General features: G+C 70.8%; 17 protein-coding genes. 2 read left to right on the top strand and 15 right to left on the bottom strand.

Annotation, left to right across the window (positions count from 1 at the left end):
* Positions 1–14: 14 nt before the first annotated feature.
* The 5 genes from ACFTZC_RS39875 to proB form a co-directional block, all read right to left on the bottom strand.
* On the bottom strand, positions 15–1,127 hold the full coding sequence (locus tag ACFTZC_RS39875) for a hypothetical protein (protein ID WP_382898762.1): 1,113 nt from the start codon (positions 1,125–1,127) through the stop codon (positions 15–17).
* A 121-nt stretch (positions 1,128–1,248) separates the two neighbouring features.
* Complete coding sequence (locus ACFTZC_RS39870) at positions 1,249–1,872, bottom strand: hypothetical protein (RefSeq protein WP_382898760.1); 624 nt, start codon at positions 1,870–1,872, stop codon at positions 1,249–1,251.
* A gap of 105 nt (positions 1,873–1,977) precedes the next feature.
* On the bottom strand, positions 1,978–3,261 hold the full coding sequence (locus tag ACFTZC_RS39865; RefSeq protein ID WP_382898758.1) for a glutamate-5-semialdehyde dehydrogenase: 1,284 nt from the start codon (positions 3,259–3,261) through the stop codon (positions 1,978–1,980).
* Positions 3,262–3,365: 104 nt separating this feature from the next.
* The gene (locus ACFTZC_RS39860; RefSeq protein ID WP_382898756.1) at positions 3,366–3,914 is read right to left on the bottom strand and encodes a hypothetical protein; all 549 of its coding nucleotides are present in this window, start codon (positions 3,912–3,914) and stop codon (positions 3,366–3,368) included.
* 152 nt (positions 3,915–4,066) lie between these two features.
* Positions 4,067–5,155, bottom strand: coding sequence for a glutamate 5-kinase (gene proB / locus ACFTZC_RS39855; RefSeq protein WP_382898787.1), 1,089 nt, complete (start codon positions 5,153–5,155; stop codon positions 4,067–4,069).
* 535 nt (positions 5,156–5,690) lie between these two features.
* Between proB and ACFTZC_RS39850 the strand changes: the two genes are divergently transcribed.
* Together ACFTZC_RS39850 and rfbC are read left to right on the top strand one after the other, a co-directional pair.
* Positions 5,691–7,742, top strand: coding sequence for a glycosyltransferase family 2 protein (locus tag ACFTZC_RS39850; protein WP_382898754.1), 2,052 nt, complete (start codon positions 5,691–5,693; stop codon positions 7,740–7,742).
* 110 nt (positions 7,743–7,852) lie between these two features.
* On the top strand, positions 7,853–8,452 hold the full coding sequence (rfbC, locus tag ACFTZC_RS39845) for a dTDP-4-dehydrorhamnose 3,5-epimerase (RefSeq protein ID WP_382898752.1): 600 nt from the start codon (positions 7,853–7,855) through the stop codon (positions 8,450–8,452).
* 108 nt (positions 8,453–8,560) lie between these two features.
* Here the strand turns inward: rfbC and ACFTZC_RS39840 are convergent, their stop codons facing one another.
* The 10 genes from ACFTZC_RS39840 to rplU form a co-directional block, all read right to left on the bottom strand.
* Positions 8,561–9,355, bottom strand: a complete 795-nt coding sequence (locus ACFTZC_RS39840) for a class I SAM-dependent methyltransferase (protein ID WP_382898750.1) — start codon at positions 9,353–9,355, stop codon at positions 8,561–8,563.
* 84 nt (positions 9,356–9,439) lie between these two features.
* Positions 9,440–10,372 carry a dTDP-4-dehydrorhamnose reductase gene (rfbD, locus tag ACFTZC_RS39835; RefSeq protein ID WP_382898785.1) on the bottom strand — a complete coding sequence of 311 codons (933 nt, stop codon included), beginning with the start codon at positions 10,370–10,372 and terminating at the stop codon, positions 9,440–9,442.
* Between the two features lie 26 nt (positions 10,373–10,398).
* On the bottom strand, positions 10,399–11,385 hold the full coding sequence (gene rfbB / locus ACFTZC_RS39830) for a dTDP-glucose 4,6-dehydratase (RefSeq protein ID WP_365813804.1): 987 nt from the start codon (positions 11,383–11,385) through the stop codon (positions 10,399–10,401).
* Positions 11,382–12,449, bottom strand: a complete 1,068-nt coding sequence (locus ACFTZC_RS39825; RefSeq protein WP_382898749.1) for a glucose-1-phosphate thymidylyltransferase — start codon at positions 12,447–12,449, stop codon at positions 11,382–11,384. Before ACFTZC_RS39825 ends, rfbB begins: the two co-directional genes overlap by 4 nt.
* 258 nt (positions 12,450–12,707) lie before the next feature.
* Positions 12,708–13,946 (bottom strand): glycosyltransferase family 2 protein, encoded by a 1,239-nt coding sequence (locus ACFTZC_RS39820; RefSeq protein WP_382898747.1) that lies wholly within the window; start codon positions 13,944–13,946, stop codon positions 12,708–12,710.
* Positions 13,947–14,120: 174 nt separating this feature from the next.
* A complete protein-coding gene (locus ACFTZC_RS39815; RefSeq protein ID WP_382898745.1) occupies positions 14,121–16,184 on the bottom strand; it encodes a hypothetical protein in 2,064 nt (687 codons plus the stop codon).
* 296 nt (positions 16,185–16,480) lie between these two features.
* Positions 16,481–17,986, bottom strand: a complete 1,506-nt coding sequence (locus tag ACFTZC_RS39810; RefSeq protein ID WP_382898743.1) for an SDR family NAD(P)-dependent oxidoreductase — start codon at positions 17,984–17,986, stop codon at positions 16,481–16,483.
* Between the two features lie 300 nt (positions 17,987–18,286).
* Positions 18,287–19,723 carry a GTPase ObgE gene (gene obgE, locus ACFTZC_RS39805; protein ID WP_382898742.1) on the bottom strand — a complete coding sequence of 479 codons (1,437 nt, stop codon included), beginning with the start codon at positions 19,721–19,723 and terminating at the stop codon, positions 18,287–18,289.
* A 156-nt stretch (positions 19,724–19,879) separates the two neighbouring features.
* Positions 19,880–20,134, bottom strand: coding sequence for a 50S ribosomal protein L27 (gene rpmA / locus ACFTZC_RS39800; protein WP_329827117.1), 255 nt, complete (start codon positions 20,132–20,134; stop codon positions 19,880–19,882).
* A 14-nt stretch (positions 20,135–20,148) separates the two neighbouring features.
* Positions 20,149–20,469: a 50S ribosomal protein L21 gene (rplU, locus tag ACFTZC_RS39795; protein WP_329827115.1), complete on the bottom strand. Its 321-nt coding sequence runs from the start codon at positions 20,467–20,469 to the stop codon at positions 20,149–20,151.
* Positions 20,470–20,783 lie beyond the last annotated feature (314 nt).

The raw sequence follows: 20,783 nt of genomic DNA, 5'->3' as shown, positions 1-20,783 counted from the left end.
GGCCGGACCCGCCGTCAGGGTGACGGGCTCGGCTCGGCCGTGCGGGAGAGCGCGCCGCAGAGCGCCGGATGCATCGGGCCCCTCGCGTACGGATCGGTCGCGGCCGGTTCGTGCGGCCGGGCGCGCTCGCCCGCGAGCAGCGGGCGCAGCGTGCTCGGCGGCTCGGCCGAGCAGGACTGGGGACCGGCCTGGACCTCGCTGCTCACCACCTGCGTCTGATGCCTGGGCAGGTCCTCCACGCCGAACCGGAAGCGCATCTCGCGCCGGACGGTGAACAGGGAGGCGTCCCGCACGGGGTGGGCGCCCGAGGCGGCGGGCCGCAGCGGATAGACGAAGACATGGTCCGAGCTGACCTCCAGCGTCCCGGGCCCGGTCTCCTCGTACCGCAGCGTGCCGTGGACACGTACCTGGTCGTCGGCGCGCGCCACCTTCGCCGGGTCGAAGCGGACCAGCCAGCCGATCGGGTCGTGGTGCCCGTCGTCGGCCGGATCGGTGAAGCTGCGGTCGAACTGCGTGAGCTGTTCGGGGTCGAGGAGGACCCGTACAGGGCGCAGGGTGCGCCCCGCGAGGACATCGGGGTCGAGCGAGGACGCCACGAGGTAGTCCTTGACGATGCTCAGCGCCGCCATCACCTGGCCCTCCGCGAAGTCCCCTGCGTCCCGGGCGGCGGGCAGGGTGATGCCCGCCGCCCCCGACCGGAACGGCGCGGCGGGGCTGCGGGCGAGGAGATCGGCGGGCGCGCCGCCCGGCACGGGGCCCTGCGGGGCGAGCGGGACCACCGATGTCCGGGCGGGTTCGACGGCCCTGATCGCGGGCGGGCGGTACGGGTTGCGCAGCCCCAGATAGATCGCGGTGCCGAAGGCGACCACGAGGACCATGAGGAGCAGCAGAAACTGCCGGGGGCCGTTCCCGAACCCCCGCCGGCGTCCGGGGGCGGGCGGCGGGACGGGCGGGATCCTGCGGACGGCGTGGGCGTGCTCGCCCATGCGCTCCCGCGCGGAGTACTCCTGGAGTCGGGCCGCCCGGATGAACGACTCGTCGAAGACGACCGAGCGGTACTCGTCGTCCTCGCCTCCGGGGAGCCCCTCAGGATGCTCTCCTTCGGGTGGGTCTCCACGCCCTGCCATATGTTGAGGGTAGGTCTGCGGAGGCGAACGTAAACGCCGAGCTGACGGTCAAGTTCCGCATGACACCCGTTCGGCCGTTCGGGTAACGCGGGCATCTCTCACGGGCGCTCGCGGCGCCGTGTCAGGGGGTTCTCGGCACCGCCGAGACCGCCGGGACGGTCCCTGTCACGGAGGTCACGGAGGTCGCGGAGGCCGAGGAGGTCGCAGAGGCCGAGGGCCCGATCGCGCCCGGCTTGTCGATCCCGGTCGTGGCAGGCTGCGGCACCTGGTCCTCGCGGCTGTCGGAGGCACCCCGGTAGACGGCCGTGAAGGCGAGCGCCACCATCCCGACGCCCATCAGCACGGCGAGCAGCCAGGCGACGGGCCGGTGCCAGCGCGCGGTGCCCCGGTAGGGCCGGAGGCTGCCGCCGTGGCGTCCGTACGGGCCGGTGTACGCGTCGGGGTCGTCCGGGTCGTACTCCCCGTAGCCGGGGTCCGGGCCGTAGGCGCCGTCCCGGCCGTACAGCTCCTCGTAGAGCTCGTCCTCGGGCGCTCCTCCACCGGAGCGGGCGCGGGCCGCCTCGGCCTCGGCGCGGGCCTGGGCCGCCGACAGCAGCCGCTCCACGGCGGAGGGTTCGTGGATGGTGGCGGCCTTGACGAAGTCCTCGTCGAACACCACGGAGGCGAAGTCCTGATCCGCGCCTCCGCGGTCGTCGTCAGGCTCCCAGCCGTCCGGGAACGGCTTGCCCCCCACGTCGTCCGGCACCTCTTCAGGGTAGACCTGGGACATGGTTTTGGGCAGGCGGAGTCCGAACTATCCCGCTTCGTATTCGTCACACGACCGCGCGCACCCGGACCGCCGCCCCGGTCCTCAGCGGGTGTGCCCGTCCCCGGTCACGATGTACTTCGTGGAGGTCAGCTCCGGCAGCCCCATCGGCCCGCGCGCGTGCAGCTTCTGCGTGGAGATCCCGATCTCGGCGCCGAAGCCGAACTGGCCCCCGTCCGTGAACCGGGTGGAGGCGTTCACGGCGACGGTCGTCGAATCGACCAACTGGGTGAACCTGCGGGCGGCGGCCTGGGAGGTGGTGACGATCGCCTCCGTGTGCCCCGACGACCAGAGCCGGATGTGGGCGACGGCCGCGTCCAGCGAGTCCACCACCGCGGCGGCGATGTCGTACGAGAGGTACTCGGTCTCCCAGTCGTCCTCGGTGGCCGCCACGACCGTGGCCTTCGTCCCGGCCGCGTACGCCTGTACCCGCTCGTCGGCGTGGACGGTGACACCGGAGTCCGCCAGCGCGTCCAGCGCGCGCGGCAGGAACGCGGCGGCGACGTCCTGGTGGACGAGGAGCGTCTCGGCGGCGTTGCAGACGCTCGGGCGCTGCGCCTTGGAGTTGATGAGGATGTCGACGGCCATGTCGAGGTCGGTGTCGGCGTCCACGTACACATGGCAGTTGCCGGTCCCGGTCTCGATGACGGGGACGGTGGAGCCCTCGACGACCGTACGGATGAGGGAGGCGCCGCCGCGCGGGATCAGCACGTCGACCAGGCCGCGCGCCCGCATCAGCTCCTGCACGGCGTCGCGGCCCTCACCGGGCACGAGCTGCACGGCGTCGGCAGGCAGTCCGGCGCCGCCCACGGCGTCGCGCACCACCCGCACCAGCGCGGTGTTGGAGGAGAGCGCCGAGGAGGAGCCGCGCAGCAGTACGGCGTTGCCCGACTTCAGGCAGAGCGCGGCGGCGTCCACGGTGACGTTGGGGCGCGCCTCGTAGATGATCCCGACGACGCCGAGCGGGACGCGCACCTGGCGCAGGTCGATGCCGTTGGGGAGGGTCGAGCCGCGGACGACCTCGCCGACCGGGTCGGGCAGCGCGGCCACGTCCCGTACGTCGGCGGCGATGGCCCGCATCCGCTCCGGGGTGAGCGTCAGCCGGTCGATGACGGACTCGGCGGTGCCGGCCTCCCGGGCGCGCGCGACGTCCTCGGCGTTGGCCGTGACGATCTCGTGCGTACGGACCTCCAGCGCGTCCGCGATCGCCAGCAGCGCGTCGTCCTTGGCCGCGCGCGGCAGTGGCGCGATGTCGGCGGCGGCGGAGCGGGCCCGGTAGGCGGCCCTGACGACCGGGGAGAGATTGTCGTACGGCGAGAGCGAGGTCATGCCCGCAGGGTAATGCGCCCCCTGAGGGCATTCCGCACGTATTCCGCACTCCGAGACGCCCCCGGGCCGGACGGCCGGGCCCCCGCGACGCCCGCGGAACCGCCTCAGAACGGATGGACGCCCACCGGAGCGGCCGGCGGCGGACCGTACCCCTCGGCGATGCGCTGGTGGTACGTCTCCCGGTCGATGACCTCCAGCCCGACGATCAGCCACGGCGGGAGCTGGGCGCTCGACCGGTGCTCGCCCCACAGCCGCAGCGCCACCGCGGCGGCGTCGTGCAGGTCCCTGGCCTCCTCCCAGTAGCGGATCTCCGCGTGGTCGGTGGCGTACCGGCTCGTCAGCAGGAAGGGATGGTCGTGGGCGAGCTGTTCCAGGCCGCGCCTGACCTCGGTCAGCGGGGTCTCCGGGCCCGAGACGCTGAGGGTGATGTGCCAGAGCTTGGACACCTGGCGCGCGGTCGCCGTCGCCGCGGCGTCGCCCTGCCGCCGGTCACCGGCCGCGCCGTCGGTACCGTCGGTACCGGCGCCGTCCGGGGTGTCGGCGGGGTCTCCCACGCCGACGCTGGTCAGGGCTCGTTGCCCGCCGGTGGCCCGCCGGGCCTGGGCGCTTCCCCCGGCACCTCGGGGCACCGCCCCCGGGCGCGCTCGTCTCACCAGCGGCCTCCTGTTTGCTGCGTCGTCGTGCTGATCCCCGTCATAACCCCGTCATCCCTCTGACAAAGTTGACCAGTCCCGGGCGGAAGATGGGGCGGTTTTGGTAAAGGTCCCTGTTCAAAGGCCGGAGTTTCAGCCGTTTCAGGTGCGGGTCAGGGGTGCAGGATGACCAAATCGTCCCGGTGTACGACTTCCCGCTCGTAGGCGGGGCCGAGCGCGCGGGCCAGTTCGCGGGTGGAGCGGCCGAGGAGCTGCGGGATCTCCTTGGCGTCGAAGTTGACCAGGCCGCGGGCGACCGCGTGGCCCTCCGTGTCCCGCAGCTCCACGGGGTCGCCCGCGCTGAACTCGCCCTCGACGGCGGCGATCCCGGCCGGCAGGAGCGATGTACGGCGCTCGACCACGGCCTGTACGGCACCGTCGTCGAGGGTGAGGGCGCCCCGGGGGGTGGAGGCGTGCGCGAGCCACAGGAGCCGGTCGGCGGAGCGCCGTCCGGTGCGGTGGAAGTACGTGCCGGTGTCGCGCCCCGCGAGCGCGTCGGCGGCGCGGCTGGCGGAGGTCAGGACGACGGGGATGCCGGCCGCGGCGGCGATCCTGGCGGCCTCGACCTTGGTGACCATGCCGCCGGTGCCGACCCCGGCCCGGCCGGCGCTGCCGATGGTGACGCCGGCCAGATCGGCGGGGCCGCGCACCTCGGCGATCCGTGAGGTGTCCGTTCTGCTCGGGTCGCCGTCGTACAGGCCGTCGACGTCGGAGAGCAGGACGAGCAGGTCGGCCCGTACGAGATGGGCGACGAGCGCCGCCAGCCGGTCGTTGTCGCCGAAGCGGATCTCGTCGGTGGCGACGGTGTCGTTCTCGTTGACGACGGGGAGGGCGCCCATGCCGAGGAGCTGGTCGAGGGTGCGGTAGGCGTTGCGGTACGAGGCGCGCCTGCTGGTGTCGTCCGTGGTGAGCAGGACCTGGCCGACGCGTACGCCGTACCGGGCGAAGGAGGCGGTGTAACGGGCGACGAGCAGCCCCTGGCCCACACTGGCGGCGGCCTGCTGGCGGGCCAGGTCCCGGGGGCGGCGGTCGAGCCCGAGCGGCGCGAGCCCGGCGGCGATGGCACCGCTGGACACCAGGACGATCTCCCGGCCGCCGCTCGCGCGTACGGCGGCGAGGACGTCGACCAGGGCGTCGACCCGGTCGGCGTCGAGGCCGCCCGCGGCGGTGGTGAGCGAGGAGGAGCCGACCTTGACGACGATCCTGCGGGCCTGCCCGACCGCGTCCTGCCGTGTCGTCGACTGCTGCCGTGCCGTCGCCTGCTGCCGTGCCGTCGTCTGCTCCCGCCCTGCCGCCTGCTCGCGCCCGGTCGCCTGCTCGCGCCCGGTCGCCTGCTGCCGTGCCGCCGCTTGCCGCCCTGCCGCTGCCACGTGCTCTGCCTCTGCTCTCGCCACCGGGGCGTGTTCCCGTGTTCCCGCCGCTCCCGCCACCGGACTCGGAAAGTCCGCGCGCGGTGCGTCCCGGCCGGCCAGCCTACGCGGGGGCCGCCCGCGACGGCGGATCATTTCAGTGGCTGGAACACCCGGACGGCTCGCCGGTGCAACCAGAGACCCGTGACAGCAGTCTGTCAGGGGGAGGAACGGGCGGGAAACAGCCGCGGGCCCCTCGGAGATAAGCTGGCAGCCCGGCGCCGCACCCTCCGCCGACGGCAGCGATCCCCCGCTTGCTCCGCAACCTGGTCAGCCACCCCCCGCGCACCGACAACACGAGATGGGCCTTCAAGTAATGCCAGTAAAAGTGAGCGTCGTCATTCCGGTGTACAACCCGGGTAAGTACATCGATCCGTGCATCGATTCACTGCTGGCCCAGACGCTGCCGGCCGCGGACTTCGAGGTGCTCTTCGTCAACGACGGCTCGACCGACGACACCCCCGCGAGACTGGACAAGCTGGCCGCCGAGCACCCGCACTTCCGGGTGATCCACATTCCCAACTCGGGGTGGCCTGGGAAGCCCAGAAACATCGGTGTGGCGGAGGCGAAGGGCGAGTACGTCCAATTCGTCGACCAGGACGACCACATGGCCTCCGACGCGCTGCGACGGCTCTACGAGATGGGCCACCGCAACGGCTCCGACATCGTGATCGGAAAGGTCGCCTCCAACTTCCGCGGCGTCCCGCACGGCGTGTTCAAGACGAACCGCGAGAAGTGCGATCTCAGCAACGCGCCGCTGTACGACAGCCTCACCCCGCACAAGATGTTCCGCACGGAATTCCTGCGCGAGAACAACATCGCGTACCCCGAGGGCAAGCGGCGCCTTGAGGACCAGCTCTACATGATGCAGACGTACTTCCCCGCGAAGGTCGTGTCGATCCTGGGGACGTACACCTGCTACTATTACTCGAAGCGGGACGACGGCCAGAACGCCGGCTCCGCGAAGCTCGTGCCGTCCGGCTACTACGGCAACCTCCGCGAGGTGCTCGGCGTCGTCGTGGACAACACCGAGCCGGGCGAGTTCCGGGACCGGCTGCTGCGCCGCTTCTACCGGGTCGAGATGCTGGGCCGGCTCAGCGAGCCCTCGGTCCTCAAGTACGAGCCCGCGTACCTGGACGAGATGGTCGACGCGATCCAGCCGCTGGTGAAGGACTTCATCACCGACGGCGTGCACGACGGGCTCGGCGCGCTGGTCCGGCTCCGCTCCACGCTGCTGCGCGCCGACGACCGCCAGGGGCTGGTGAAGATCGCCCGGTTCGCCAAGTCGGTGAAGGCCACGGCGCGCCTGGAGGAGTTCGACTGGCAGCCGGACGGCAGGATCGCGCTCTCCGTGACCGGCCGCCTGGTGCACGGCGAGGACCAGCAGCCGCTGCGCCTGGTCCGCCGGGACAAGCGGTACTTCGTGCACCCGGAGATCACCGAGGGGCTGCTGCCCGAGGGTGAACTCCTCGACGTCACCGACGACATGGACACCTACAAGGGTGAACTCTCCCTGCGCAACCGGGAGACCGCCGTCGAGTGGCCCTGCCCCGCCGACTTCACCGCGAAGGTCGAGAAGGCCGCGGCGCCGGCCGGCGCCGCGGCGGACGCCGCGGACACCGACGAGACGTACGAGGTCGTGCTCCACGGCACCGGTACGGTGACCAGCGAGGCGGTCAAGGGACGCGGCCGGGTCTCCCGGGGCTTCTGGGACATCTGGGTCCCGATGCGCGGCCTCGGGATCGTCCGCAAGGCCCGCCTCGGCGCCGACCGCGCGCCCGGGGTGGACGCCAAGTGCCTCCCGGCGGTGCTCGGTTCGCCGGCCCGCCCGGTCATCCCGTACTTCACCGACCCGCACGGCAACCTCACGCTCGATGTGGCGGGCCGCGCCAAGAAGATGGCGACGTATCTCGCCGAGAGCCCCGCGCTGCGGATGCCCGGCTCCCGCTCCGAGCTGCGGTTCGAGATCTTCACCGGTACGAAGTCCGCCTCCCTCGCCGTCGAGCTGGTGCTGACCGGCTCGGACGGTACGAAGCTCACGCACCCGGCGACGCTCCGCCCCGACCACGGAAGGGCGCATCTGGAGGTGCCGGGCCGGGTGGCCGGACTGGCGGAGGGCCAGGCGCGTCTTTCGGTCAAGCTGGACGGCCCCAAGGGTCCCGAGCTGGACATCTGCGAGCTGCCGGTGGCCGCCGGCGGTCGGCTCCGGCTCGACCAGAGCGGGCTCGGGGAGGTCGACCCCCTGCTGGTGCGGGTGGTGACGGTGAAGCGCCGCAGGGCCACGCTGCGCAAGGTGCTCCGCTCGGCCGGCGGCCCGATCGTCCGCAGGCTGCCCGCCTCGGCGCGGAAGAAGGTGCGCCGCCTCGCGGCCCGCATCTGACCCGTGGCGGCGCCCCGCACCTCTCCACGGCGCGCCGCTCCATGGCGGCACCGCTCCACAGCGCACGGCCCCACTCCCAACCCTGAACAGAACAACAAGGACGTGATCACATGCGGCAGCTCTCCGTCGAAGGCGCCTGGGTGCATGAACCGAAGGTCTTCCCGGACAGCCGTGGCAGCTTCCACGAGTGGTTCAAGGCCTCCGACTTCGCCGAGGCGGCCGGCCATCCGCTGAACCTCGCGCAGGCCAACTGCTCGGTCTCCAGCCGGGGCACGCTGCGGGGCGTCCACTTCGCCGATGTGCCGCCCGGCCAGGCCAAGTACGTGAAGTGCGTGCGCGGCGCGGTGCTCGACGTGATCGTGGACATCCGGGTGGGCTCGCCGACGTACCGGAAGTGGGAGACCGTGCGCCTCGACGACACGGACCACCACTCGGTCTATCTCGCGGAGGGTCTCGGGCACGCCTTCATGGCGCTGACCGACGACGCCACGGTGGTCTACCTCTGCTCCGAGGGGTACTCCCCGGGCCGTGAGCACGGTCTGAACCCGCTGGACCCGGAGCTCGGCATCGAGTGGCCCGAGTCGATCACGCCGCTGCTCTCCGAGAAGGACGCGGCGGCCCCGACCCTCGCGGAGGCCGAGGCCCAGGGTCTGCTGCCGTCGTACGAGGAGTGCCGGGCGTACTACGCGGAGCTGGCCGCGCGCGCCTGACGGCAACCCGCCCGGCAGCCTGCCTGACGGCGTGCCGCCGGGCGGTGCACGACGAAGGGCCGGAGCGTGCGCTCCGGCCCTTCCTCATGTCCTGGTGCCCGGTGACGGTCAGCCGGTGACGGCCTCGATCTGCCGGCGCAGCGGCGTGAACGCCGAGCGCGGACGGCGCAGGTTACGGGCGCGGTTCAGCGCGGGCCAGAAGCCCGCCCCGAGCAGCGCCTCGGGGCGCACGGCGTTCTTGCGGACGAGGATCTCGTCCGGCACGTCCTGCGGGTCCGGTACGACGTACTCCTCGATGATCTTGTCGTACGCGTTCTTCAGCACCGTCGACTCGGGGTTGGCGCCGAAGATCGCCACCACCCCGGTCGGCTCGGTGTCGACGTCGACGACGAGCAGGTCGGGGCGGTAGCGCCGGAGCACCTGGGCCACCTTGTAGACGTCGCCCGCCCAGAACTTCGTGTGGCGGTCGCGCGCCGCCTCGTCGACGTCCCGGGGCAGCATGTCGTCGAGGACGATCACGCTGGACCAGCGGGAGTGCTTCTCGACGTTCATGAAGTCGCGCAGCGCGAACTCGAAGAGGTGCATGCCGTCGATGAACGACAGCTCCAGCTTCGGGTCCCCGCCGAGCAGGTTGACCGGGTCGCGGCGGGCAAGCGCGCGGAACGGGTTGCGGCCGTTGCGCAGATGGATCAGCGGGTCCTTGCGTGCGAAGAAGTCGTCACTGGTCGCCCGGACCAGGTGGACGTCGCAGCTGATGTCCGTGACCACCCGGAAGGCCGGGTCGACGGCGACGGACGGAACCCGGGAGAGCGCCAGGCTTCGCCCGTCGTTGACCCCGATCTCCAGATAGGTGCGGGGCTTGTACACACGGTGCAGCTGGCGCAGGAAGCCGTGGCGATCCACGTAAGGGGCCCTTCACTGAGAATCAACAATCCATAGGTTTGATTCTCAGTGAACTTAGTGGGCCCACAGGTTGTACGTAAACATCTACCGGCCAGTAACACCCGTTTGGCGCTCGGCCGCCAGCACCGCCGGGAACGCTTCGGCGAGCGCCGCCCGCCAGTCGCGGATCGGTTCGATTTCGGCTGATTTCCATCGGTCGTGACCGAGGATGCTGTACGCGGGCCGGGGGGCCGGCCGGACGAACGCCTCGCTGGTCGTCGGACGGACCCGCGCCGGATCCGCGCCGAGCAGCCGGAAGATCTCCTGGGTGAAGCCGAACCAGGTCGTCCCGCCGCCGCTGGTGCCGTGGTAGACGCCCGCCGGCGCCGTTCCGTCCAGCGCCGCCGCGCCGAGCCGGACCAGCCGGTCGGCGAGGTCACCGGTCCAGGTGGGCTGTCCGCGCTGGTCGTCCACCACGTCCAGGGTGTCCTTGACGGCCTCCAGCTTGATCATCGTGCGGACGAAGTTGGGCCCGCCCGCGCCGTACAGCCACGCCGTACGGACCACGTAACCCCGCTCGGGGAGGGCGTCGAGCACCGCCCGCTCCCCCGCCAGCTTCGTCCGCCCGTAGGCGCTGCGCGGCGCGGTCGGGGCGTCCTCCGCGTACGGCGTCTCCCCGTCCCCGGCGAAGACGTAGTCCGTGGAGACCTGGAGCAGGATCGCGCCCGACTCCCGGCAGGCCTCGGCGAGGACCCGGGGGCCCGTGCCGTTGACCGCGAGCGCGTCGTCCTCCTTGGACTCGGCGTCGTCCACGGCCGTCCAGGCCGCGCAGTTGACCACGACCGCCGGGGCGTGCTCCGCGAAGGCGGCGCGCACGGCGTCGGGGTCGGTGATGTCCAGCGCGGCGCGGTCCAGACCGGCCGCGGGCCGCCCGGCGGCGGCGAGCCGGGCCAGCAGGTCCCGGCCGAGCATGCCGCCGGCGCCGGTGACGAGCCAGGTGCCCGCCGCGCCGCCGTCCGCCGCGCGGCCGCCGGTCACGGAGCCGGTGTTCACGGAGCCGGTACTCACAGGGCCGCACGCTCCTTCAGCGGCTCCCACCAGGCGCGGTTCTCGCGGTACCACTCCACGGTCTCCGCGAGGCCCGCCGCGAAGTCCTTGCGAGGCTCGTACCCCAGCTCCTCGCGGATCTTGGAGCAGTCGACGGAGTAGCGGCGGTCGTGTCCCTTGCGGTCGGTGACGTACTCGACGCTGGTCTCCCAGTCCGCCCCGCACGCCTCCAGGAGGAGGCCGGTCAGCTCCTTGTTGGAGAGCTCCGTGCCGCCGCCGATGTTGTAGACCTCGCCCGCGCGGCCCTTCGTACGGACCAGCTCGATGCCCTGGACGTGGTCGTCGATGTGCAGCCAGTCGCGGATGTTGCCGCCGTCGCCGTACAGGGGCACCTTCTTGCCGTCCAGCAGGTTCGTGATGAACAGCGGGATGACCTTCTCGGGGAAGTGGTGGTGCCCGTAGTTGTTGGAGCAGCGGGTCACCCGCACGTCGAGGCCGTGGGTGCGGTGGTACGAGAGCGCGATCAGGTCGCTGGACGCCTTCGCCGAGGAGTACGGCGAGTTGGGCTCCAGCGGGTGCGTCTCGGGCCAGGAGCCCTCGTCGATCGAGCCGTAGACCTCGTCCGTGGAGATGTGCACGAAGGTCTTGACGCCCGCGCGGTGGGCGGCGTCGATCAGCGTGTGCGTACCGACCACGTTCGTACGGACGAACTCGGCGCCGCCGTCGATGGAGCGGTCGACGTGCGACTCGGCGGCGAAGTGCACCACCTGGTCGTGCTCGGCCATCAGCTTGCCGACCAGCTCGGGGTCGCAGATGTCGCCCTGGACGAAGCGGAATCCGGGGTGCTCGCGGACCGGGTCGAGGTTGGCCGGGTTCCCCGCGTAGGTGAGCTTGTCGAGGACGGTGATCTCGACGTCGCCGGGGCCCTGCGGGCCGAGCACCGTACGGACGTAGTGCGAGCCGATGAAGCCGGCACCGCCGGTCACGAGAATCCTGTGCGTCATGAGGAGATCTGCACCTTGCTGTGGTCACCGAGGACGAGTCGGTGGGCGGACGGGTTACGGGGAGCGGGGGTGATCTCGACGTCACGGCCGATCAGCGACGCCTCCACGCGGCGGACGCCGGTGAGCGAGGACCCGCGCAGGACGATGGAGTACTCGATCTCGCTGTCCTGGATGGTGCATCCCTCGGAGACCGAGGTGAAGGGACCGATGTACGCGTCACTGATCACGGTGTCCGCGCCGATGATCGCGGGGCCGAGGATGCGGCTGCCGGTGACCTTCGCGCCCTTCTCGATCCTCACCCGCCCTATGATCTCGCTGCCCTCGTCGACGGTGCCCTCGCAGTGCGGCTCGACGGTCTCCAGCACCGAGCGGTTGACCTCCAGCATGTCGGTGACGTTGCCGGTGTCCTTCCAGTACCCGGAGATGGTCGTGGAGCGGACGTCGCGCTGCTGGTCGATCAGCCACTGGATGGCGTGGGTGATCTCCAGCTCGCCGCGCCAGGACGGCTCGATGGAGCGCACGGCCTCGTGGACGGCCGGGGTGAAGAGGTAGACACCGACGAGCGCGAGATCGCTCTTGGGCTTCTTCGGCTTCTCCTCCAGGGCCACCACGCGTCCCTCGCCGTCCAGTTCGGCGACGCCGAAGGAGGTCGGGTTGGGGACCTTCGTGAGCAGGATCTGCGCGGCGGGGCGCTCCTCACGGAAGCCGTCCACCAGGCCGCTGATGCCGCCGACGATGAAGTTGTCGCCGAGGTACATCACGAAGTCGTCGTCGCCGAGGAAGTCACGGGCGATGAGGACGGCGTGCGCCAGGCCGAGCGGGGCGTCCTGCTGGAGGTACGTCACCTTGATACCGAACTGCGAGCCGTCACCCACGGCGGCGCGGATCTCGTCCGCCGTGTCGCCGACGATCACGCCGACCTCGGTGATGCCCGCCTCCGCGATGGCTTCGAGGCCGTAGAAGAGCACCGGCTTGTTCGCCACGGGGACGAGCTGCTTCGCCGATGTGTGCGTAATGGGCCGCAGTCGGGTGCCTGCCCCACCGGACAGTACGAGAGCCTTCACTGTTCCTGTATTCCCCTGCTGTGATTGCGATGCTGTCCGGGGGTCGCCCGACAGTCCGATTTTACCTACGCTTCGCGGTGTCGTCTGCTGCCGGTCACCACGGAAGGGTGATCCGGCCCGCTCCGGGGGCGCGAAGAAGTGCGTTCCGGAGCCCGTACGCCCACGGGCGCGGCCCGGCACCACCGGCCGCGCCCCTCCCGGTCCTCGCCCCGGCACCGTACTCCCTCACGCCGTACGGCCGATTTCCGTGCAACTCCCTTACGCCACACGGTTCTTCATCGGCGCGAGGCCCCTCACGCGGGTACGCAGCCGACGTGCCACCCGGCGTGCCAGCGACCTCCGCCGACGGACCGCCCGGGGCGGCTCGATGGGGCGCAGCCCCGGCTTGCCCACCCAGTCCCGGGTGGTCACCTCGAACGCCGCGTCGGTCAGCCCCGAACGGCGGTCGCCGAAGTGCGGGAAGGCGAGGTACGGCGTCCGGGCGCGGCCCCGGTGGACCACCTCGGGCACCGTCTCCGCCTTGATGAACGCCAGCATGTCGGCGAGGAGATCGAGCCGCCCGAGCGCCACGCACTCCAGCCGCAGCCGCTCGTTGACCTTGATGTGACGCGCCACGCCCGGGTTCCAGTACCGCGCCATCAGCGGGGCGACCAGCTCCAGTTTGTGGCGTCGTACCGTCTCCGACTCCTTGACGATCCCGTGCGCGAACTGCTGGATCAGCCCGACCGTGAACGGTCTGACCATCAGTCTGTCGCGCCGGGGACCCGCCGGCTCCAGTTCGGCGATGAGCGTCATCAGAGCCGTCACGGCGGCGAACCGGTGCGTGTAGTCACCGGCCTTGGTCACATGCTTGCCGTCGTCCCTGCCGACCAGGTAGTAGCAGGTGTAGTCGGAGATCACCGAGACGCCGCCGCCGCGGAGGTAGGCCGCCATGGTGAAGAGCGCGTCCTCGCCGGTCCTGAGCCGCTCGTCGAAGCGCAGTCCCAGCCGCTCGACCATCGCGCGCCGGAAGAGCTTCTGCGCGCTCAGCGTGTAGATGACCTGCGAGTTGTGGACATCGACGCGGTCGGCCGTACGCCGCCACATCGAGCTCGGAGCGCCCCGGTCGACCCCCACCACCTTGCCGAGCACCACGTCCGTGCCGGCGCGGTCGGCCACCGTGACCATGCGCTCCAGTGCTTCGTCCCCCAAGTAGTCGTCCGCGTCGAGGAAGAACACGTACCGTCCCCGGGCCAGGCCGAGGCCGACGTTGCGCGGGCCGCTGGGGCCACCCGAGTTGGCCTGGCGCACCACCCTGGTCGGGATGGCCGTCCGGGCCGCGAATTCTTCCAGGTAGTCCCCCGTGCCGTCGGTCGAGCCGTCGTCGACGGCGACGAGCTCGATCCGGTCGGCGCCCAGCGTCTGGGCCTCCACCGATTCCAGGCAGCGGACTAAGTAGGGCATGGCTTCGTAAGCCCCGACGATCACGCTCACAACAGGAACAGACATATTGTTCATCAGAATTCAAGACAAGCTGCATCGAACGTTGGTTGTCTCACCTCGAACGCCAGTGTCCGTGATGCCCGTCACATGTGCACGTTGACGCCCGGGCCGTCACGCGGACACGGAAAGGCCCGGTGGGGCGCTCCCTGGAGAGCGCCCCACCGGGCCTTCCGTCCGTGTTCTCCCCGGTCAGCCGCGTACGGGCGAGTCCAGGTCGTTGATCTCGGCGTCCCCGGCGTCGCCTGCGTCCCCTGCGCCCCGGGCGTTCCTCGCGCTCGGCGCCGAGTCGTCCGGCGCGGCCGCCGCCTCCGGCTCCCCGAGGCGCTGTTCGACGCCCGCGTTCCGCGCCAGCGACTTCGCGGACAGCGCCTGCGTCGCCGCCTCGAACTGCTCCATCGACGTCGGCTCGTCGGGGCCCAGCAGATACCGCTTCAGCTCCCGGCGCTCGTCCGCGAGACGGTCGGCGGCCGGGTCGGCGACCGCGGCGAGCAGCTCGTCCAGCTCCCGCGCGCTGTTGGTGAGGATCACGGCGGCCCGTACGGCGGTGTTCTGCCGCTTGAACTCCTCCGCGCCCAGCTCCGCCGAGTCCGTGACGGCGTACGGCTTGCCGCTCGCGATGAAGTCGGACACCACGCTGGAGATGTCGGAGACCATGGCGTCCGACTCGTTGAAGCAGTCGTACAGCGCGGGCTCGGAGCCGCTGATGACCCGGTGCTCCCACCAGCCGAAGGAACGCCAGTACGCGCCGTTCCACTCGCGCCGCAGCCGCGTCAGCTCCTCCTGACGGGCCGGGTCCGCCTGGGAGTCACGCGACTGCTCCGCCTCGTCACGCCCCGTGTCCGCGGCGCCCATCAGCTCGCCGAGGCGCGCGGAGATCCGGGCCAGCTCGGCCTTGGCGGCGGTCCGGTCCGCGCTCAGCCCGGCGCTCTCCTTCGCCCAGCGGGCGTCGGTGGCCCGCTCGGCGGCGGCCTTCTCCACCAGCGCGATGATCCGCTCGTGCACGGCCTTCGCCTTGGCGCTGCGGGTCCCGGTGAAGGGGTGCGGCTTGTAGAGCACCCGGACGGGGCTGTCGGCCTTCAGGAGCCGCTTGACGATGTTCTCGCCGGCCAGCAGCAGCGAGGTGTTCCCGGGGTTGTCGTCCCAGCCCTCCCAGGTCGGGGCGTACAGCACGGTGGGCACGGGGTGGCGCCGGGCGCCGCTGTACGGCTCGATCGGGGCGAGCTGCGGGCGGCCGACCTCCACGATGTCCTCGTCGCGCACCCCGACGTCCGCGAGCGCGTACCGGTCGCGCCCGGCCCGGCCCGCGGTCCACACCTCGTCGTACGCCTTGCTGTACGGGTTGACGCTGGCCAGCTTGTCGCTGTCGCCGTGGCCGATGAAGACGTGCTTCATGGTGGGCACGCGCAGCATGTGGATGTTCTTGCCGACATTGGCCGCGTAGAGCGCGACCCGGACGGTCGACAGGTCCAGGTTCATCAGGTGCACCCCGCCGGGGACGCAGAGCACCGGCACGTCCGTCGTCCCGAGCTGCTGGGCGATGGCCCGCTCCCGCAGCACGATCAGCGGCCGGCCCTCCAGCCGGTCCATCGTGTCCAGCCACATGTTGACCTGGTACGCGGACTCCTTGGAGCCCGAGAAGTACAGCATCACGGTCGGCCGGTACTCGGCCAGCCAGCCGTCGACCGCCGTGAGCACCTTCTCGGCGTTGGGTACGAGCCGGCTCGGCCGCAGGTAGGGCAGGAGCGCGGCGATGTAGCCGACGGCGAGGAACAGGCTGAGGCCGAGGCCGGCGAAGCCGTAGATGTTGTCGCGCGTCTGGAGCGTGATGATCACACCCACCATGGCGAAGACATCGAGGTGGAGCATCTTCTCCGCGGAGCGGTTGAGCAGCCCGCGCGGCGGCGCGTCCGGGATCCGGATGCCGGTCAGGTCGATGTTGCGGGTGACGACGGGCAGCCTGCGGCGCAGCCGGAGCAGGGTGACGATCGCGCCGTGCGGCGCCTGGAGCGCGTAGAACATCAGGACCATGACCACGGTCACGTAGAAGATCCGGTCCTCACCGAGGCCCGACCTGGCGACCAGCAGCACCAGCAGCATCTGCCGGATCAGGAACCGGATCGAGAGGCCGGCGCGCACCTTGGCGAGCCGGTTCACCAGATAGCTGCCGCGCTGGTGCAGGTAGGTGTCCGCGAGATAGGTCACGGCTGCGGCCGCCGCGAAGAACCAGAGGTTGGGGATTATCGCGGCGAGCATGACGCACGGGAAACTGATACCCAGAAGAAGTGCGGCTGCCAGCTCTGATCCGCTGCCCACGCGGGCCAGGCGGATAGCTGTCGAAATCACGGAAAACCTGCTCCAGACCGTGCCGGCTGATGACCTTGCAAGGGATGCGTGAACAAGCGATTTCACGACGTCACGTCATGACGGCTTCGCGAATTCACGCTTTCACGACTTCACGACTTCACGACTTAACGACTTCACGAACTGGGGCCTCCGCGGTTCGCGCGGAGGCGACCCACAGAGGCCCTGTCAAAGATTGTCAAGAAGTATTACACATCTTCCTGACGGTCCAGTACGGCGGCGAGCGCCTGCTCGAAGTCGGATGTCTCCGAGGCACCGCGCGTCGGGTCCTGCTGGCGTACGTCGATCACATGGCCGGTCAGCTCGGAGAGCAGCACGTCGAGGGAGGTCTTCGCGACCGCCTCGGAGGAGAGCAGCGAGCCCTCCGGCTCCTGGCCGAACGCCTTGGTGCGCATGGGGGTGGCGGTCCGCTCCGGGTTCACGCAGTTGACCCGGATCCCCTCGCCCGCCCACTCGTCGGAGAGCGCCTGGGTCAGATTGACCATGGCGGCCTTCGTGGACGAGTACAGGCTGTACTCGGCGCGGCCCCGGGTGTAGCTGCTGGAGGTGTAGAGCATCAGCTGGCCCTTGGTCTCCGCCAGGTACTTGTACGAGGCGCGCGCGATCTGCACCGGCGCCAGGTAGTTGACGTTCAGCGCCTCCTGGATCGTGGTGTTGTCCGTCTCGGCCAGCTTGCCGATGCGCAGCACACCCGCGGTGTTGATCACGTAGTCGATCCGGCCGGTCTCGCCGTAGGCCCGGGAGAGCGCGTCGTCCACGTGCTCCGGGTTCTCCACGTGCGTACCGGTGGTGGAGCGGCCCAGCGCGTACACCGTCGCGCCGTACGACTCGGCGAGCTGGGCGATGTCGGCGCCGATGCCGTACGAACCGCCGAAGACGACCAGCGTCTTACCGGTGAGCAGCTCACGGTAGGAGTCCTCGGACGGCTGCTCGGGCGCGCTCGCGGAGGCGAGCTGGAACAGCTTGTCGGCGATGAAGACGTCGACCGGCTGCGTCACCTTCATGTTGTACTCGTCGCCCGCCACGACATAGATCGGCACGTCCGGCAGGTACTTGAGCACGACGGAGCAGTCGTCGGTGGCCTGGAAGTTGGGGTCGCCCGCCGCGACCTCGTACGCCGCGCGGATCGTGGAGAGCTTGAACGCCTGCGGGGTCTGGCCGCGGCGCAGCCGGGACCGGTCCGGGACGTCCGTGATGAACTCGCCGTCGCCGCCGTGCGTACGGGTCACGATGATCGTGTCCGCGGACGGGATGGCCACGTCCACCGCCTGGTAGCGGTCCAGCGCGTCCACGCAGTCCTTGATCACGCGCTGCGAGAGCAGCGGCCGCACCGCGTCGTGGAAGAGCACGTTGCGGTCCTCGCCCGGCGCCAGCCCCTCGCCCAGCGCGGCGATCGCGCGCTCGGTGGTCTCGTTGCGCGTCGTGCCGCCCTCGATGACCCGGGTGACCTTGGTCAGTCCGGCCTTCGCGACGATCTTCTCCACGTCGGGCACGTAGCCGGGGGCCATGAGCACGATCACGTCGTCGATCGAGTCGCTCTGCTCGAAGATCCACAGGGTGTGCTCGATGACCGCCTTCCCCGCGATCTTCAGCAACTGCTTCGGGATCGACAGCCCCACCCGCTGACCGGTACCGCCCGCCAGGACGACAGCGGTGGTGCGGGGCTTCGCGGGCGACGCGGAAGTTGCAGACACAGGACAGACCTACCTTGCGGGCTCAGAGGATGTAGCGATGGTCCCACCCGCGGCAATCGTCGTGCAAGGTGGAGCACAGGCGCCCGCCACCGGCCCGCAACCCCTGATTCACCTGGGAGGACAGGTGTGTCCGTGGTGCGTGGCCGACAGGTGTACGTGAAGGAGACCACAAAAGATTCACGTCGGAGCACGGGGGCTCACAGATGAGAGGGGTACGGAGCGGGGCCGCCGACCGCCGCCGATCGCCGAGGTGCGGCCGCCTCCGGCGGAGACGGCCGCACCGGAGACGGTACGGGCGGGTCAGAAGGGCTTGAATTCCTCGTACTCCCGCTGCGCCTCGTCGCGCTCGGCGTCGCGGTCCCGGCGGCGCTGCGCCGCCGGACGCGGCTCCTCCAGGCGGTGGTCCTCGCCGCGGCGGCCCAGCATCTCGGCGCCGGCCATCATCGTGGGCTCCCAGTCGAAGACGACCGCGTCGTCCTCGTCGCCGATGGCGACCCCGTCGCCCGCCCGCGCGCCGGCCTTCATCAGCTCGTCCTCGACACCGAGCCGGTTCAGCCGGTCCGCGAGGTAGCCCACGGCCTCGTCGTTGCTGAAGTCGGTCTGGCGGACCCAGCGTTCGGGCTTGTCGCCGCGCACCCGGTAGATGCCGTCCTCCTCCAGGATGACGGTGAAACCGGCGTCGTCGACGGCCCTCGGACGGATGACGATCCGGGTCGCCTCCTCCTTGGGCTTCTCGGCGCGCGCCGTGGCGATGATCTCCGCGAGCGCGAAGGACAGCTCCTTGAGCCCCAGGTGCGCCACGGCCGACACCTCGAAGACGCGGTAGCCGCGCGCTTCGAGATCGGGCCTGATCATCTCGGCGAGGTCCTTGCCGTCCGGGATGTCGACCTTGTTGAGGACGACGACGCGCGGCCGGTCGCCGAGGCCGCCGTACTGCGCGAGTTCCGCCTCGATGACATCGAGGTCGGTGACCGGGTCGCGCTCCGACTCCAGCGTCGCCGTGTCCAGGACATGGACGAGCACGGAGCAGCGCTCGACGTGGCGCAGGAACTCCAGGCCGAGCCCCCGGCCCTGGCTGGCGCCCGGGATCAGCCCGGGGACGTCCGCGATGGTGTAGACGGTCGAACCGGCGGTGACCACGCCCAGGTTGGGGACGAGCGTGGTGAACGGGTAGTCCGCGATCTTCGGCTTGGCGGCGGAGAGCACCGAGATCAGCGAGGACTTGCCCGCGCTCGGATAGCCGACGAGCGCCACGTCCGCGACCGTCTTCAGCTCCAGGACGATGTCGCCGCCGCGGCCGGGCTCGCCGAGCAGCGCGAAACCGGGCGCCTTGCGGCGGGCCGAGGCCAGCGCCGCGTTGCCGAGGCCGCCGCGGCCGCCGTCGGCGGCGACGAAGGTGGTGCCCTCACCGACGAGGTCGGCGAGGACATTGCCCCGCTTGTCGAGCACGACGGTGCCGTCGGGCACCGGGAGCACCAGGTCCTGGCCGTCCTTGCCGGAGCGGTTGCCGCCCTCGCCGGGCTTGCCGTTGGTGGCCTTGCGGTGCGGCGAGTGGTGGTAGTCGAGCAGCGTCGTCACCGACTGGTCGACGACGAGGATCACATCGCCGCCCCGGCCGCCGTTGCCGCCGTCGGGGCCGCCGAGGGGCTTGAACTTCTCACGGTGTACGGAGGCGCAGCCGTGGCCTCCGTTACCCGCGGCGACATGCAGCTCGACGCGGTCCACGAAGGTGGTCATGGGGGTTGCCTCCAGTACATACGGAATTGTCTTACCTGTAACGCGCGAAAGGCGGACCCGCTTCCCGTCTCCGGGAAGTGAGGTCCGCCCTCGCGAAGAACCGTTCTACAGGCGCCCTGCCCGCCCACCGGTACCGGGAGAGGTACCGAAGGGTTACTAGGCGGCGGGAACGATGTTGACGACCTTGCGGCCACGGTGGGTGCCGAACTCCACCGCGCCGGGGTTCAGCGCGAACAGCGTGTCGTCGCCGCCACGGCCGACGCCGGTGCCCGGGTGGAAGTGCGTGCCGCGCTGGCGGACCAGGATCTCACCGGCGCTGACGACCTGACCGCCGAAGCGCTTCACGCCGAGCCGCTGAGCATTGGAGTCGCGCCCGTTCCGAGTGGACGATGCGCCCTTCTTGTGTGCCATGTCTCCTCAGTCCCTTACTTCGCAGCCGCGGGGATACCGGTGACCTTGATCGCCGTGTACTGCTGGCGGTGACCCTGGCGGCGGCGGTAACCCGTCTTGTTCTTGTAGCGAAGGATGTCGATCTTCGCGCCCTTGTGGTGGTCCACGATCTCGGCCTGAACCTTGATGCCGTCCAGCACCCACGGGTCGCTGGTGACCGCGTCACCGTCGACCACGAGCAGCGTCTTGAGTTCGACGGTGTCGCCGACCTTGCCGGTGGAAATCTTGTCAACCTCAACGATGTCGCCGACAGCAACCTTGTGCTGGCGGCCACCGCTGCGCACGATGGCGTACACGCGGAACTCACTCTCGCTCGGAACGGAACCCCTGAAGCCAGCCGCCCGCACGGGCCGGGGCCCGTGGCAGTCCTGACAGGACGAGCGGCCTCCCCCGGAGATCCGGGAGGTGGGTGCTCAGAGGTGGGCGCGCATAGGAACACACCGAAGGTTTAGAGTACGGGGCCCCTGTACAGGGGGTCAAACCGGCTCCCCCCGGTGCCGCATCGGCTCCCCGTGCCGCGCCGCCCGGGGGGGGCGGGGCGGCACGGGGGCCCCGCGGATCAGTCCACCGTGGAGGCCGCGGGCTCATATAAAAAAAAGACGCTGCCCAC

Source organism: Streptomyces sp. NPDC056987, from assembly GCF_042673865.1.
In the GTDB taxonomy this organism is placed as follows: domain Bacteria; phylum Actinomycetota; class Actinomycetes; order Streptomycetales; family Streptomycetaceae; genus Streptomyces.
Note: the sequence above shows the minus strand (reverse complement) of the source record. Positions and strands in the feature narration are given on the sequence as shown.